The organism is Mucilaginibacter kameinonensis (genome assembly GCF_003675385.1).
GTDB classification, from domain to species: Bacteria; Bacteroidota; Bacteroidia; order Sphingobacteriales; family Sphingobacteriaceae; genus Mucilaginibacter; species Mucilaginibacter kameinonensis.
On record NZ_RCWZ01000002.1, the window covers coordinates 1,131,742 to 1,147,461 of the forward strand.

Genomic DNA, 15,720 nt, shown 5'->3' on the forward strand with positions numbered 1-15,720 from the left:
ATTTAAATGGTAAGCCCCGGTTTCAGCAAGCGTCTAAATTAAAATACAAATTCTCCCTTTAGGGGGCCGGGGGCTAATCCTCCGGTTTCTCCTTAGCATCTGCCATACGCACAATCCTTGGCTGAAAGCTTGCTAACACATCAACCAAATCGTGCTGGGCGGCCATTACGGCATGGATATCTTTATACACCATTGGGGCTTCGTCAAGATCAGAGCCAATCAGCGTGATGCGTTTATCTACCAGGTTAGCGGCAACCGCTTTCGGGTCCACAGTTTTGAAGGCAGCGCTTCGGCTCATTAAACGGCCCGCGCCATGCGACGCTGAGTTGATGGAAGTCGCATCGCCTTTACCGCGTACCACAAAGCCCGGTGTGCTCATACTTCCCGGAATAATACCTAACACGCCTTCGCCGGCCGGTGTAGCACCTTTTCGGTGTACCATCACTTCGGTACCATCGGCAAGTTGCTCTTTCCAGGCAAAGTTATGATGGTTTTCTATCATCATAATCGGTTTAAGATTAAGCGCACGGGCAATTTTATTATGAATTTCGTGGTGATTTGCGCTGGCATAATCGCCGGCAAGGTTCATGGCAATCCAGTATTCCTGGCCTTCGTCGTTATCTAAATTTAACCATGCCAAATGTTTGGCTTCCTGCGGAAGCTTGGTTTTGCTCATGGCAATTTTGGAGTAATGATCAGCAATATTACCTCCAAAGCCTCGTGAACCCGAGTGCGACAACAAGGCAAGATAATTACCCGCCGGAATCCCCTCAAGCGCACCTTCGGCAACGGTAAGTTCGCCCCATTCCACAAAATGGTTTCCCGTACCTGATGTACCTAACTGGGCGTAAGCTTTATCCTTCAGGTTACGTATTGTTTTAGTCTCGCTCCAGGTAGGGCGGTCGAACAGCGAAGTATCGAAATGCGTTTTGGTAACACCGCCAATACCAAAATGAGTATGGTTAAGCAACAGGCTTTTAAGCATGTCATTTTCAGTATCCACAACAGCTGCGGGCAAATCAAAAATGCTTAAGCACATACGGCAGGCAATATCCACCCCAACCGCAAATGGGATAATTGTGTTGGCGGTTGTAGCCAATACGCCACCAATCGGTAATCCGTATCCCTGGTGTGCATCGGGCATTAAGGCACCTGCAACAGCTATAGGCAGTTTAACGGCAGTTTTCATCTGCGCTAAGGCGCCAACCTCAATATGTTCAATACCATATACCGGGAAATCGGCTATCTCCTGCTTTAAGGCAAAGGTGGCTCGGGGCTGTTTCAGAAATTTTCCTTCTTTTCGAAGATCGATCACGGCTTCGGCCAGGTTTTTAAATTTACCGCCTTTTTTAAGGGCATAAGGCATCGGGTCGTCAATAAGGGCTTCAAGATTTGCCAATATTTGTTCCTTGTCCATTACACCATGTTTTAACAGACCGTTGGCCACACGGCTAAAGTTCTCTAATATTTTTACGTCGTTAATACCTAATGCGGTAAGTTCGTTGTTGCTTATTTTTATCTTTTCCATAGCGCTCTAAAACCTCCGCCAATTGGCGGAGGGGTTTCTTAAATCGGCTGCTTTTGTTATTTAATGATACAAAGTAAAATTGCAACTGCGCAATGTATTTGCGTAGTGAAAAATAATTTGATAATATTATAAAAAAAATGATGCGCTTTAATATACCGTCATTGCGAGGTACGAAGCAATCTCCGCCAGGCAGAGCGGCTATGAAGGTCACCCTGCACAGTTTGGGATTGCTTCGTTCCTCGCAATGACGGGTGATCAATTATCCGAAATCGAACATCCGAAATCCCAAATCAAAATATGCCTGTTAACCGTAATGCCCTTATCCGCTACAGAACCATTGATAGTTGCCTGCAGAACCGCCGCAAACAATGGACACTTGATGCCCTGATTGAAGCCTGCTCCGAGGCCCTGTATGAATACCAGGGGATAGATAGCGGCGTGAGCCGCCGTACCATTCAGGCCGATATTGAGATGATGCGCAGCAATAAGCTGGGCTATGAAGCGCCCATTGTGGTGGTTGAGAAAAAATATTATACCTACTCGGATAAGAATTACAGTATCAATAACATCCCACTTAACAACCAGGATATGCAGGTGCTTAGCGAAGTAGCCGGTTTGCTTGGTCAGTTTAAAGGCCTCGGGCATTTTGCCGACCTTAACGAAATGGTTACCAAACTGGAAGACAAGATCTACAGCCAGAAAACACATAGCGTACCGGTGGTAGATTTTGAAAAAAACGACAACCTGAAGGGGTTGGAGTGGATTGAGGTCATCCGCAAGGCTATTGTGGCTAAAAATACGCTGTGTATCACATATCAATCGTTTAAGGCAAGAGAGGCCAGTACATTTTGTTTCAGCGCTTATTTACTTAAGGAATATCGTAACCGTTGGTTTGTGCTGGGCGTAACGCATGTAAGGAATAACCAATTGCTTACACTGGCGCTCGACAGGATCCAGACCGTTGAGATACACGCCGACAAATACATTGAAAATACGCAGGTGAACCTGGCTACTTACTATAATGATGTACTGGGTGTAACGAAGTCGGCAGGGCAGCGCGATGTTGAAATTACCTTTTGGGTAGATGATAAAAATGCGCCTTACGTTATCACTAAGCCTCTACATCACACCCAAAAGATACTGAAGGTTACAGTAGATGGGACGATATTCAGCATAAAAGTGGTCATGAATTTTGAGCTTGAACGCGAGCTGCTTGGCTTCGGGCCTAAATTGAAAGTGCTTGGTCCGCGGATATTGGTTAAGCAAATGAAAGACTTGTACCGAAAATCATTGGAGCACTATACCGGTGATAGCCCGATTCCGCAGGGGAAGAATTTGAGTAGTTTATTGAACTCGTAAATATTGCAGTGAAAAAAACAGGGGAGTGAAAATGCAATTATTATTCCCAGCTAAATCCGAAATCGAACATCCGAATTCCGAAATCGAGAAATTGACTTTTGTACCCGATAAGTCGAAACTTTATTTTTGAAAATGCTTGCAGATTATGTACCAAACCTGTTACATTTAGGAAATTGTAAACTGAAATGCCAAAACACATCCTGATTATTTACGTATTGGTTGCCTGCTGTATTATGGGCATTATGATTAACGCATTTGTAAAATGCTGGCTGAGCAAAAGAGCCGAACAACGGCGAGTGCTAAAACCGCTAAATGCTAATCGTTCCTGATTTTTAACACTTCAAATGAGCAGGCCCTGTGACTTAAGCGGGGCTTGCTGAAAACGCTCATCTAATTGGGCCTGTTGTCTGGTGTAATCACGAGACTTATCAAACTAACCTCCAGTATTGCCGCAATTAATATCAACCGTTCAAGTGTCAGCGCTGTATATCCAAGTTCAAGCTTGCTATAAGTATTTTGAGAAATGCGAAGCTTACCGGCCATATACTCCTGCGAATAGTTCCTGCTTTCCCTTAGCTTCCTGATATTATCTGTGATCAGCTTAAGCCTGATCTTGATCTCTGCACGAGGCACGGCAATTGTTTTCATTTGTTTCTTAATAGTGTAATATTTATATAATTACGATATTTTCGCGGCGATAGATTTAGGAATGCTCAAAAAGAGAAATATCAAACAAAATACCGGCCATAAAAACGGGCCATAAGGTTTTATCCTTATGGCCCGTTTTTAATATAGACTGATGATGTTTATCTCCTAAAAACCATCAAAAACAAAGGTTTCGTTTTCAAGTGGCTTTCTTGGTAACATTTCGGGGCGGATGCTGGCCTGATATACAAATGATGCTACGATGATTGCGGCCTGTTTCAGATCGTCAATCATCAGGTGATCATAATCATCCATATTGCTGTGGTGGGTACGGGTTTCATAGTCGATAGGATCCTGCACAAACTGAAAACCAGGGATGCCGGCCCAGTCAAATGAAAGGTGATCGGTTGACCCTGTATTGGCCAAAGTCACCGCGGTAGCGCCAAGGTCGTTAAAAGGTTTTAACCACTGTTCAAAAATGGGCTTCACCTTTTCATTACTTTGCGCGTAGATGCCCCTGATTTTTCCGGTACCGTTATCAAGGTTAAAATAAGCCGATACCTTCGCCTGTTCAGGTTTTACTGTAAACTTAACAGCATCCCTAAAATGATTTTTAACATACCCGAACGAGCCCAGCAGGCCTTGTTCTTCTCCACTCCAAAGCGCTATGCGGATGGTGCGCTTCGGCTTAAGGCCCAGCGAATCGAGCAGGCGTACGGCTTCCAGCATTACAATACAACCCGCGGCATTATCTGTAGCACCGGTGGCCGCTTGCCATGAATCAAGGTGACCGCCCAACATCACGAGCTGTGACTTTAGTTTAAGATCGGTACCCGGAATTTCGCCCACTACGTTATAGCCATTGGTATCCTCGGAAGATGATTTGCCGGTAAAGCTCATAGCCAACTCCACTTTTTGGCCGGAGTGAAGTAAGCGTTTTATTTTTTGCGCATCTTCCAGTGCGATACTCAATTGGGGTATAGTTTCCGGATCGGTTAATTTGTAGCCATAATAACCCTGCACAAAAACGGTTCCGTTTACATTGTTGCGACCGGCGCTGATGAACGCCAAAGCGCCGGCGTTTTTCAGTATCATGTCGGCAGTTTTAAAAACCTTCATGCGGTCATTATACATGTTAATTATTCCCTTCGGAACCATATAAGTGTCCTTAAGATTGGCCAAAGCAGTGTCTGTCAGTCTTTCTGCCGATGGTTCAAAATTCTTTTTATGATCGGCTGCGGTACCGGTGACCAGTACAAATTTGCCCTTGTATTCTGTAGCGTGGTTACTCAAATAGGTAGTATCCATGGACTGTGTTGGCGTAATCACCACAACCCCGCCTTGTAGCTGACCTTTACTGCTTGGGCTCCATGGAGTTGGATATGCCCTGATCTGGGCATTATATGGCGTACGCATCATCATGCTGAAATCCTGTACTTCCCATGATTTTCCAAAAGTACCCCAGCGTTCGGTAGCGGCATTGGCCAGTCCCCATTTTTTCATGGTGGCTACCGCCCAGCTTGCTGCACGGGCGTAACCCGGCGAATTGGTTAGGCGCGCACCCGAAACATCGGTCAAATAATGCGCTATTTGTGGAATTTGTGAACTGCTAAGCTCCGCTTTACGGATACGGTTGAAAGTTGCCGTGTCAACAACGTCCTGCTGGGCATAGCTACCGGCATGGACAAGCAGCAATGCACCGGAAATGAAAAGGTGTTTTAAATGAGTCATAGTGAAGGTTTTAGAATTAAATATAAGGGTTTAGCTTGATAATCTGCGTTTAGCCGAAAAGAGCGAATGGGATTAAAGTTGCTTTTCCCCGAGGCTGCTAATATGCTTTACCTCTGTATCGCTTTAATTTGTTTTGAATATAGTGAAAAATGAAAAATAAAATTTATATTAGTCTTATAATAAGCTACTTGTCATGAAAGATGTGACTCCCCGAACCATTATTGCTTATGTAATTATCGGTACATATATCTGCTTAACAGTAGTAGCGGTTATATATCCGGTTCTGGGGATCCGGTCATTTGACCTTGAAAAGTTCTCCGCCTACTTTTCAAAAATATCAGGAGCGTTCACCGGGCTTGTTGGGGTTATTATTGGTTATTACTTCGGTAAAAATGATAACAGCCAAACTGGGTCTACCGGGCCGGAAGCAGGTTTAAATAACCCAACGCCTCCTAATCCTACGGTGCCTCAACCTACATCAGAGCCTCCTGTTTCACCTGTTCCGGAATCGGGTTCCCCATATTCGGTATTTGACGAGGATCAGCAAACAACGAACGAAAGGCGGTCTTCAAATGAGAATGATATGCTTGCCGGTATATAATGATAACGATTTAATGCCTTGTTGGTAATTGTAATTTATTGTTTGTTGAATGATTAACAGGGCTTTATAGACCTTAAATAGCGTAAAAACCGAACGTTAAACGCGTATAAACACTATATAATCAGGGGATTTTTATCTTCAATTTTATCTTCTCTAATTAAAGTCTACCGGGCTTACTATTAATTTGTTTTTTTAATAGATGAGCTTGATCCGGAATATCAGCGCGAACTAATCAACAATCAAATTATATAAACCTTAATTTACAACCTATGTCTTTTTTATCAAACCTTTGGGACCATGTAAAATCCCTGTTTCACAACGCTTCGGGCGCTGTGCATGAAATTATCACCGTGGCCGACAAAGTAGCCAATACTCTTAAAAATCTTGAAGCAAGCCAGGCCGGGCAATTCCTGGAAGCCACCCTTGAGACGCTGGTGCCACCATCAGCAGTAATTGTAAATGGTATCAAATTATGGCTTCCTAAAATTGTAACCGAATTGAATTGGGCAGTGCAGGAAGATGGCAAAACAGATGAGCAAAAAATAGCCGACGCCGTTGGGTATCTCGCTAAATTAAAAGGTATCAATCCCGATGCTTATGCCAGCCAGCTAAACACGCTGAACGCCCTCATTCAAAAATGGATGTCAGATCAACTAGGTGCTGGGCTAAACATTCAGCAGGCGCTAACCATAAGCCAGGTAAATCATAATCCCGACCTGGTTTCGGCTTAATAGCATTACCGGCCAAATCTTATCATAGTACTGAAAGCTTATGAAGTGAAAAACTTCATAAGCTTTCGCCTTTCACCCATTCTGACTTTTTGATGATTGCTCTTACTATATTATCAAGTTCATTGGCTGATATAGTGAGAAATTTTAGCAGCTCGGCGGCATCAGGGTTTTGAGCAACATGGTCGCTCAATAAATCGGCAAGCCCCATAACCCGGGCAACAGGAGCACGTACAATATGGGCTTGTGTCCATGCAATTTCCTTTAACTGGATGTTTTGTTTCTCTACGGCGTCGATATGGTCTTTTAGCATGGTAACGTCCCGCTCAATCAATATCCAGTGGGTTGTAGCGCCAGAGCTATCCTTAACCGGCGATGCTGATCTGTGGCTCCAATAGCGTTCGCCATTCTTCTTATGGCTTATAATTTCAACTTCAAAGCTCTGGTTTTGTTCAGCAGCGTAATTTGTGGCTGTTTTTTGAAGCAGATGGTCTGTTTTTAATAAAATATCTATGTATGTGCCGGTAACTTCGTGTTTGCTATATCCTGTTATATGGGTGAAAGCTTTGTTAACATAAACAATTTTTCGCTGATGGTCGTTGTTTGGCTCGGCCTCAACAATTAATACGGCGTCGGTAGCGTAACGTAATGCCGATTCTGTAAGCCTGAGCCATTGCTCTTCTTCTTTTTGGCGGGTAATATCCTGCATGGCGCCAATAACCCTTACAGCAACACCGGTATCTGAGTTTCTTACAATAAAAGCCCTGTCAAATACGTGTTTATATTTGCCATCGGCACATAAAAAACGGTAGCTTAACTGCAACAACGTATCTCCGTTTGCCAAAGACTTCTTTATTTGCTTGTTAATAAAATGCAGATCGGCAGGGTGAAGTCTATTTTTAAGCCACTTATTCACGTCTCTAATCTCGGTTAACTGATGGCCAAATGTCCGGCTCATACCATAGTTGTATAAAATGGTATCGTTAGCTATATCCCAATCCCAAATGGTATCACTGGTGGCCTGTGCAACCGTTTCATAACGGTTATTGCTTTGCTGTAAACCATTAAACAACATTGGCAACAATATGGCTACTACAATACATAGTATGATCAGGTTACTGGATACCGCTATCCATGACCCCAGAGAATATTGTAAACTAATGCCGTTTTTTAATAAATTGAAATGGATACAAAAGGCTACCGATACGCAAATGGCTGTATTGGCGTAAACTGTAGAAAAAGGATGTTCACCATGAAAAACCAGCAGGCAGAAAATTGTAAGCGCTAATAAATACAATAATCCCGGGCCATACCAGCCAAGGTAATAAAGTAAACCAACCGCAAGGAGGTATAATAAACCTATAAACCATGATTTGCGCACCTTAACACTCATGCCCGGCAATAACACCGAAGCTGTAATGCTCACAACAATAAATATATCAAACCCGGCAAGTGCGTACAGATGGCTAATGACGCTCATATAAACGCCAGGTACCAGTGCAAAAAGAAATAGCGGAAACAGGTATAGCATCATGGTAGCAAATAATTTGTTGCTCCAATAATGTAAACCATGCAATTGAGAAGTATCGCCCGAGCAGTTTTTGGTAATGATGCTTTTATAGGCCTGCCAGATCTGCATCAGTTTTTTCTTGATATTATAATGTGTGTTGAACTACAGCTATAGTGCAGTAAACGACGCGGAGTATCAAACGCGAGTTGCGAATCTGGTAAAAAATAAGGCATAGATGTGGTACCGTCAGTTTACTAAAATATTAAATAAACATATAGGTTGTACGTGCTTTTGGGGAGTTGTGTAACAATGTACTATGGAATTTAATTTAATTGTTGCCGTTGATGTTCATAATGAGATATTTATAGCAATCAATTATTAGCGCTCTTTTCTGTTTATCTGACATTTAACATTTCTTGATCGTGTAAAATTATGAAAAGGATAGTCATATTAGCATTTATTCTTATTGGTAGTGCTTTTGTTAGCAAGGTATCGGCCCAGCAAACGGATAGTAAACTTCCGCGTTTGCTTGTCAGGTTGGATGATATCGGCATGAACCATTCTGTAAATATGGCCATGCTCAAGGCCGCGCAAACCGGCATGCCCTTATCGGCTTCGGTTCAGTTCGCGTGCCCATGGTACCAGGAGGCTGTTGAAATATTAAAGCAATATCCAAATGTTACTGTCGGCGTTCATCTCACGCTCACATCCGAGTGGAAAAACTACCGCTGGGGGCCGGTAACAGGGCGCACAGCAGTGCCAAGCCTGGTTGATTCAAACGGGTATTTTCCTCAATCAACACGGGCGTTTGCTAAAAGCGGCTATAAGCTGAGCGAAATTGAAACCGAATTATCGGCACAAATAGAAAGGGCCAAGGCTTCCGGATTAAAAATAACCTACATCGATCCGCATATGGGTATTATGCTCTCTACACCCGAATTGCGTGCCCTCACAGAAAAACTGGCGCGCAAGTACAAGCTGGCCATATCAACCTTAAGCAGCGTAACTTATTTCGGCGAAACCTATAAGGAGATGTGGGGCGAACCTATCGCTACAAAAAAGGAGGCTTTTTTAGCTTATGTAAGCAACTTAAACCCTGATAAACCAAACATGATGGTGCTGCACACCGCTACGCCCAGCCCCGAAATGGATGTACTGGTTGATATGAACAGCAATATGATGAACTCGAAGGATGGCAAGCCACTTACAAGCGTACACCGCCAAACAGAACTCAACGCTTTGTTATCTCCCGAGTTTGCGGCGATGATTGGCAAAAAGTTTCAGCTTATTAATTACGGCCAGTTACTTGCTGGCAAGGATATTAGTGTTCTTACAGCAGCGGATAATAAATAACGCCTTTATTTTTTTGAAACAGCGATTATAACAATGCCGCCTATAACAAGTATACCGCCAAGGTAAGGTGGCCAGTTAACAGTCTTTTCCCTATCGGCTGATACCTGTATAGGGCCGGCGTCAATGATTTTTTCTTTTTTAGTATAAGTAAAGCCCGTCCAGATGAGCATGGCCACACCTACAATGATGAGCAGGATTCCGATAGTTTTGTTCATGGTTTTATAATTTGGTTATTTTTAAACAAATAGCTTTTTATAGTTATTTGTTTGCAGTTGTTAATTGGAGGGTACATAAAGTTTTTTTGCGTTTAACTTTTTTTTAGATTAGAAGCCTGAATCCGGAATTGTGCGCCGCGAGTTGTACTTTCGCTAATATTCTGAAAATTAACGCCGTAGATCGTAAATGCAAGATGATTTGATACTGGAAACCATATCGGTTACCAAAAACTTTTTTGGAGATAAGTCTTCGGGGGTTAATAACATTACCATTTTTATTCCAAAAGGAAAAATAACAGCTATAGTTGGCGAAAGTGGCAGTGGTAAAACTACATTGTTAAACCTGCTTTACGGCACATTGGAACCAGATCACGGTGAAGTGTTTTTTAAGGAAGAACAGGTATTGAGCAGGGCGAATGGGCTGCAGCATGCACACGAAGTTATGCGGATGGTAACTCAAAATGATACTGATCTTGATCCCCGTATATCGGTGTGGGACACGGTATGTGAAGGTCTGCCGGATGGCGATCAAAGCCAGGCCATTCATTTGGTTACAGATGCGTTAAATTTATTAAATATTTACCCCATCAGGGAGATGGCTTTTGGAAAATTAAGCGGAGGCGAAAAGCAACGGGTAACTATAGCCAAAGCGCTGATAAGTCGCCCTGAAGTATTGCTGCTTGATGAGCCTTTTAACCAGGTTGACGCTACCTATCGCGAAGCCCTACAGCACGATATCAGGTATATTGTAAAGGATTGGGGAGTTACGGTAATATTAGTATCCCATGATCCCGCGGAAATTCTTTCCATGGCCGATGAACTGATCGTGCTAAAAGAAGGGGAGATAGTAGAAAATGGTACTCCCGAACAATTGTATCATTCGCCTAAGCTATTGTATACAGCCCAAATTTTGGCAAGTTGCACTCACCTCACTTCAACCCAGGCGAAAGTTTGCGGTATAAAAAGTAAACGTGGTGCTGTAGTAGTTTATGCCGAGCACGTTAAAATAAGCAGCCTTGGCAGTAAATGGCTGGTTAAGATGGTATTGTTTAAAGGTTTTTTTGAAGAGCTTGTTATCGAGAAAGAAGGTATCACGTTAAGAGTGCTTAATTATGACAGGCGTAAATACCCGGTTGGCAGCAAGGTAGGTATCAGCATCAGTAAATATTTTGAATTTGGAAAGTGGGAGAGTTAATTAAAACTCCCGTCACTTCGCAACTGCCAATTCCCCGGTTTTCGCTTTCCTGTATTTCGATAAATTGATCAATAATACACTACTCAATATCACAACTAATCCTACAATCTGTATTAGCGTTACGCGTTCGCCGGCAAAAATTACCCCGAGTAATACTGCTATCACGGGGTTAACATAGGCGTATGTGCCAACCTGGGTAGCAGGTTTAACCTGCAAAAGCCAAACATAAGCGCTAAACGCGGCTATCGAACCAAATACAATCAGGTAGGCTAATGCGTACCAGCTTTGTGCAGGTATACTGTTCCATTGAACTCTTGCCACTTCGTTGTTTAAGAAGCTTGCCGGTAAAAAGAATGCGCCGGCCGCAAGCATTTGCCATGCTGTGTTTACAGATACCGAGCCTTTTGTGTTATAATGTTTTGAATATAATGATCCCGAAGCCCAGCCAAGCGTACCGAATAAAAGCAATAACATTCCCGGTAACTTTGATGCTCCGTTTGCAGATCCTAATACATCCTCAATCTGATCGCGAAATAAGAGTATTACGCCTATAAAGCCAATAATAAGTCCGGTGATGGTGCTTTTACTTTTAAAGTTGGAGCCCCAGTTAGGTTTATCAAGCAACACAAACCAAATTGGTGGCGAGGTTACCATAATGGCCACCATGGCACTCGGCAACGTTTGCTCGGCCCATATTACCGCGCCGTTACCTATCACCAGCAACAGAAACCCACTTACCGCGGCATGCAATATATTTTGTTTTACAAAGATCTTTTCACCCTTAATAGCACACCATGCCATTAACAACAAGCCAGCCGTAAAAAAACGCATTGCTCCCAGCAGCAACGGCGGAAAGCCCGCGACCGCCATTTTTATAAAAAAGTAGGTAGAACCCCATACAATATAAACGATGGCGAAGGCTATAACAACTAATACAGGTGATGCAGATTTTGTGGTTGTGGGTGTCATGGCGTATTTATTTTTCGGGTATAACCAATTGTTGTTGTTCTTTTTTGGTTTCGAGTACTATGGTAGTGCGGGTACTCAGGATATTGGGGATTTTGCTAAAATGGGTACGCATTAAGTTCATCAGCGAAGCTGAATCATAGGTACGTACTTTTATCAGGTAGCAATCGTCGCCGGCTATGTGGTGTACCTCCTGCACTTCGGGAATTTTGGCCAATTCGCTCGAGGTAGCATCACTTCCGGGGCCATCTGCAGCTTTCATAAAAATAAAGGCCAGCATTTTTTGCTGCAGGGCTGCCGGGTTAATACGGGTAGTATATTGTTGGATCACGTTTTTTTGTTCCAGTTTTTTTACACGTTCCAGTATGCCTGATGGGGCCATGCCAAGCTCACGGGCCAGATCGGCATTGGAGATACGGGCATTTTCCTGCATCAATCGTAAAATTTGCAGATCGGTTTTATCTAAAATAATTTCCGGTTCGTTAATCATACAGTAATATTCGTGATAAATTGAATAAAATTCAAATATTTTTTATTTAAATGAATTTAATTCAACAAAAGTATATTTATTGTGTTTAAACATCGTTTTGATTTGCGTTGCTGATAAGCGGTATAACCCTGCTCCTGGCAATAGAAAAGAGGTTTTTAGGTTTACTGAAAATTTTTTCAAAAAATTTAAAATGTTTTTAAATCACAATCGTCTTTATCTTTAAAAGGAAAAGAAATTGACAACAGCGATAATGCCCCAGGACAAAAACAGCCACATCATACAAACAATAGCATCGTATGGTAAAAGCCTGTTGGGATTTATTCGCCGGAGGGTAAAAAACGATGCCGACGCCGAGGATATATTACAGGACGTTTGGTACCAGTTTAGCGCTGTTATTAATTCTGAACCGATTGAACAAACCAGCGCCTGGCTATACCGGGTGGCCCGGAACAAAATAACTGACAAGCATAAAAAAAAGACGGAAACCCTGCTTGATGATATGCTGGCCGATGATGAGGATTATGACGATGAGGCACCGGACTTTAAAGCCATACTCCTTACTGAAGCTACTACTCCTGAAACCGAGTATTTGCGCAACCTTTTTTGGGAGCAGTTATTTTTTGCGCTGGATGAATTGCCCGAAGAACAAAAACAGGTATTTGTTTGGCATGAGCTTGAAGATATCCCCTTTGAGGAAATTGCCAAACGTACCGGGCTAAATACCAATACGCTGGTATCAAGAAAACGATATGCGGTATTACACTTACGCAAACGGCTTGCCCAGCTTTACCAGGAAATTACAGAATATTAAAAATTAAGACATTATATAACATGAAACCATTTTTTTATAAAAGGCGATTTTTCTTCATCCCACTTGGGGTGATTGCCTGCCTGGCTGTTATCAGCTTTGTTGTGATGCAGCTTTGGAATCATTTATTGCCCGATATTTTGCATGTAACGGCAATCACTTACTGGCAGGCCATGGGCATATTTATACTATGTAAGATATTGTTTGGCTTTGGCAAAGGCGGACCTAAAGGCGGAGGCGGCGCACCATGGATGCGCGGGCGTATGGCCGAGCGTTTTAAAAACATGAGCCCCGAAGACAGGGAAAAGTTTCGTGCCCAATGGGAAGACCGTATGTGCGGATGGAAAGGTCGCGGCCATGGTTATGGCAGGTTTGACCGCGATTGGGATAATTTTAAAACTACAGCTAACGAAGAAAAGACAGCTGAATAAGCTTTATAGTAACACCTTCGCGGAAGGTTTGAGATTTTATCTACCTTAAAAATAAATTATAATGGATGTACTGGTATTTGCAACAAGCGTACGACAAAAACGGCAGGTGAGCCGGGTACAAAATCTGTTAACCAAAGTGCCCGCCATAGCCCAATGGAACTTTGACCTGGAAGATTGTGATAATATTTTACGTATAGAGGCTAAAGATATTTCACCCCGTTTTATCGAATCGCTGTTGCAAAAAGCAGGCATCCATTGCCAGGAACTTGAATATTGAACCAGGCACAAAAGTTTTAGTTTAAGTGATTGTTTTACGGCCCGGCTTATTTCTTTGCCGGGCTGTTTATTTCAATCCAATAACCATCCGGATCCTGGAAATATAATTGCAGTACACCATCACCACGAAAAGTTGGTTCTTTACTATCGCCTTTCCAGTTGGAGTAGGGGATATTCATTTTCTCAAGGCTTTTTGCAAATTCTTTTACCGATGAAACCGTAAAGCAAAGGTGCACTCCTTTAACTTGTTTTTCGTTGCGTTCGGCCTGAATAACGTGGAGTTTTACATTGTTGCCGAGGCTGTACCATTGATGTACGGTATCAGCAAAGGGATTGTCAACTTTTTTGAGATGCAGTACTTTGGTATAAAACTCAGTGCTTTTTTTAAGGTTACTGGTGGTGATGGCTATGTGATCAACCACAGGCGAGATATCGGTGCCGGTTTGCGCCTTGCAGGCTACCGGCAAAAGCACAGTTATTGCAAGCAGCAGTATAGTTATTTTAGCTGTTTTAATGATTGTTGATAACGATGTCATATTTAGGATTGGTAATTTATTGGCCTAAATATATAGGTTTAACATCGTGGTTTTAACAGTGCACAAATAAATTACATAAATACATTCAATGAAAACTGAATATCAGTTTTTCTTCTTCGTGATTAATACATTCGCTGTTGTGTACGTTCCAGTCGTTAATATCAATAAGGCCCGCATGGGTCTTGTAATGGCTGTCATCAACGGGGCATTTTACCACATATCCAACATCTCTTATCAGCACAATTATTGGCCTTGCACCGCAAACTTTGCAGCAGTTGCAATTAACCGACCCTGGTATATTTACATAACCCCTCATACTTCATCTGGCGTTTAATTAATTTTTAATTGCGATTAGTTATCAGGTCGTTCAACTTAATGAAGGTGTTTATCGTATTTTATCCAAAAAAGTTAATATTATACTAATTTAGAATAAAATCCTCCATAAAAATATATTACGTATAAAAAAAGCATTAGGTTACTCACCCTTGCATTTTATTATATGTTTTGGGGTAATATTTATTTTGATCTTATTTTACCGGGATGTTTATGATAAATTTAAACATTGTAAAATAGCTATGGAGCAAGATAAATTATATAACAATTATACGGTTACCGGCGGTAAATGGTTGCATATTGCTACTGTTAGCGTTTTATGGTTCGCTTTAATTCTGCAAATTGGGATAGCCATCCCCAATTATTTGCAAACAGGAAGAACCCTTGCGGGTACGCTGGTGCAGTTATTTAGTTTCTTCACCATCCTTACCAATTTACTTGCTGCTTTGAGCATGACGGCTTTATTTAATATTAACAGCCGTTTAGGGAAATACTTTTTCCAACCCCATGTTTTCAGTGCTATTGCTTTATACATTACCATAGTAGGCCTGGTTTATAACCTGGTGCTTCGCAATTTGTGGCATCCTACAGGGTTATCCAAGCTTGCCGATGAGCTGCTGCATTCAGTAAATCCGGTGCTGTTTGTAATTTATTGGTTAGCCTATATGCCAAAGGCAAATTTAAAATGGACACAAGCTTTAAGCTGGCTTTGGTTTCCCCTCATCTATTCGGTGTATATATTTATTCGCGGAAGCATAAGTCATTTGTATCCTTATCCGTTTCTTGATGTTGATAAATTAGGGATTCCCCAGGTTGCAATCAACTCCTTATTTATGCTTATCGCTTTTCTGCTCGTTGGCTTTTTATTTGTTTGGATCAACCGGATCATGGTAAAACGCAAATCCTGAATTAGTGCCTGAGTCAGAAACCTTCACTGTAACATTCCTTTTACTACAGCTATGATATTACCCTAATGGCATGATAAGTGGGTAAATAAATATATCTATTTAAAAAA

At 42.1% G+C, this 15,720-nt stretch carries 18 protein-coding genes; 9 read left to right on the forward strand and 9 right to left on the reverse strand.

The window, feature by feature from the left end; genetic code table 11:
- Positions 1 to 73: 73 nt before the first annotated feature.
- Complete coding sequence (locus EAH55_RS11550; RefSeq protein ID WP_121809746.1) at positions 74 to 1,528, reverse strand: RtcB family protein; 1,455 nt, start codon at positions 1,526 to 1,528, stop codon at positions 74 to 76.
- 297 nt (positions 1,529 to 1,825) lie between these two features.
- On the opposite strand from EAH55_RS11550, the gene EAH55_RS11555 reads away from it, so the two are divergent.
- Positions 1,826 to 2,887 carry a helix-turn-helix transcriptional regulator gene (locus EAH55_RS11555; RefSeq protein WP_121809747.1) on the forward strand — a complete coding sequence of 354 codons (1,062 nt, stop codon included), beginning with the start codon at positions 1,826 to 1,828 and terminating at the stop codon, positions 2,885 to 2,887.
- A gap of 390 nt (positions 2,888 to 3,277) precedes the next feature.
- On the opposite strand, the gene EAH55_RS11560 is transcribed toward EAH55_RS11555, so the two are convergent.
- Both EAH55_RS11560 and EAH55_RS11565 read right to left on the reverse strand, forming a co-directional pair.
- Complete coding sequence (locus EAH55_RS11560; protein ID WP_112573703.1) at positions 3,278 to 3,535, reverse strand: helix-turn-helix domain-containing protein; 258 nt, start codon at positions 3,533 to 3,535, stop codon at positions 3,278 to 3,280.
- A gap of 165 nt (positions 3,536 to 3,700) precedes the next feature.
- A complete protein-coding gene (locus EAH55_RS11565; RefSeq protein WP_121809748.1) occupies positions 3,701 to 5,263 on the reverse strand; it encodes a M20/M25/M40 family metallo-hydrolase in 1,563 nt (520 codons plus the stop codon).
- Between the two features lie 193 nt (positions 5,264 to 5,456).
- On the opposite strand from EAH55_RS11565, the gene EAH55_RS11570 reads away from it, so the two are divergent.
- Positions 5,457 to 5,864, forward strand: coding sequence for a hypothetical protein (locus tag EAH55_RS11570; protein WP_121809749.1), 408 nt, complete (start codon positions 5,457 to 5,459; stop codon positions 5,862 to 5,864).
- A 269-nt stretch (positions 5,865 to 6,133) separates the two neighbouring features.
- Positions 6,134 to 6,595 (forward strand): hypothetical protein, encoded by a 462-nt coding sequence (locus tag EAH55_RS11575; protein WP_121809750.1) that lies wholly within the window; start codon positions 6,134 to 6,136, stop codon positions 6,593 to 6,595.
- A 55-nt stretch (positions 6,596 to 6,650) separates the two neighbouring features.
- Here the strand turns inward: EAH55_RS11575 and EAH55_RS11580 are convergent, their stop codons facing one another.
- Positions 6,651 to 8,231, reverse strand: a complete 1,581-nt coding sequence (locus EAH55_RS11580) for a PAS domain-containing protein (RefSeq protein WP_121809751.1) — start codon at positions 8,229 to 8,231, stop codon at positions 6,651 to 6,653.
- 303 nt (positions 8,232 to 8,534) lie between these two features.
- Between EAH55_RS11580 and EAH55_RS11585 the strand changes: the two genes are divergently transcribed.
- Entirely contained in the window at positions 8,535 to 9,455 is a 921-nt protein-coding gene (locus tag EAH55_RS11585) for a ChbG/HpnK family deacetylase (protein WP_121809752.1), read from the forward strand.
- 5 nt (positions 9,456 to 9,460) lie between these two features.
- Here EAH55_RS11585 and EAH55_RS11590 read toward each other — a convergent pair whose 3' ends face one another.
- Positions 9,461 to 9,670 carry a hypothetical protein gene (locus EAH55_RS11590; RefSeq protein WP_121809753.1) on the reverse strand — a complete coding sequence of 70 codons (210 nt, stop codon included), beginning with the start codon at positions 9,668 to 9,670 and terminating at the stop codon, positions 9,461 to 9,463.
- A gap of 187 nt (positions 9,671 to 9,857) precedes the next feature.
- Between EAH55_RS11590 and EAH55_RS11595 the strand changes: the two genes are divergently transcribed.
- On the forward strand, positions 9,858 to 10,865 hold the full coding sequence (locus tag EAH55_RS11595) for an ABC transporter ATP-binding protein (RefSeq protein WP_121809754.1): 1,008 nt from the start codon (positions 9,858 to 9,860) through the stop codon (positions 10,863 to 10,865).
- A gap of 12 nt (positions 10,866 to 10,877) precedes the next feature.
- Here EAH55_RS11595 and EAH55_RS11600 read toward each other — a convergent pair whose 3' ends face one another.
- A complete protein-coding gene (locus EAH55_RS11600; RefSeq protein WP_121809755.1) occupies positions 10,878 to 11,834 on the reverse strand; it encodes an EamA family transporter in 957 nt (318 codons plus the stop codon).
- 7 nt (positions 11,835 to 11,841) lie between these two features.
- Entirely contained in the window at positions 11,842 to 12,321 is a 480-nt protein-coding gene (locus EAH55_RS11605) for an Lrp/AsnC family transcriptional regulator (protein WP_112573694.1), read from the reverse strand.
- Positions 12,322 to 12,556: 235 nt separating this feature from the next.
- Between EAH55_RS11605 and EAH55_RS11610 the strand changes: the two genes are divergently transcribed.
- The 3 genes from EAH55_RS11610 (at position 12,557) to EAH55_RS11620 (ending at position 13,837) form a co-directional block, all read left to right on the forward strand.
- Positions 12,557 to 13,132 carry an RNA polymerase sigma factor gene (locus tag EAH55_RS11610; RefSeq protein WP_223818252.1) on the forward strand — a complete coding sequence of 192 codons (576 nt, stop codon included), beginning with the start codon at positions 12,557 to 12,559 and terminating at the stop codon, positions 13,130 to 13,132.
- 20 nt (positions 13,133 to 13,152) lie between these two features.
- Complete coding sequence (locus EAH55_RS11615) at positions 13,153 to 13,560, forward strand: hypothetical protein (protein WP_112573692.1); 408 nt, start codon at positions 13,153 to 13,155, stop codon at positions 13,558 to 13,560.
- A 61-nt stretch (positions 13,561 to 13,621) separates the two neighbouring features.
- Complete coding sequence (locus EAH55_RS11620) at positions 13,622 to 13,837, forward strand: hypothetical protein (RefSeq protein ID WP_112573690.1); 216 nt, start codon at positions 13,622 to 13,624, stop codon at positions 13,835 to 13,837.
- Positions 13,838 to 13,883: 46 nt separating this feature from the next.
- Here the strand turns inward: EAH55_RS11620 and EAH55_RS11625 are convergent, their stop codons facing one another.
- Both EAH55_RS11625 and EAH55_RS11630 read right to left on the reverse strand, forming a co-directional pair.
- A complete protein-coding gene (locus EAH55_RS11625) occupies positions 13,884 to 14,372 on the reverse strand; it encodes a VOC family protein (RefSeq protein WP_121809756.1) in 489 nt (162 codons plus the stop codon).
- Between the two features lie 85 nt (positions 14,373 to 14,457).
- A complete protein-coding gene (locus EAH55_RS11630) occupies positions 14,458 to 14,613 on the reverse strand; it encodes a hypothetical protein (RefSeq protein WP_154402324.1) in 156 nt (51 codons plus the stop codon).
- A gap of 334 nt (positions 14,614 to 14,947) precedes the next feature.
- Here EAH55_RS11630 and EAH55_RS11635 point away from each other — a divergent pair, with 334 nt between their 5' ends.
- Positions 14,948 to 15,613 (forward strand): Pr6Pr family membrane protein, encoded by a 666-nt coding sequence (locus EAH55_RS11635; protein ID WP_162996834.1) that lies wholly within the window; start codon positions 14,948 to 14,950, stop codon positions 15,611 to 15,613.
- The last annotated feature ends 107 nt before the right edge of the window (positions 15,614 to 15,720 follow it).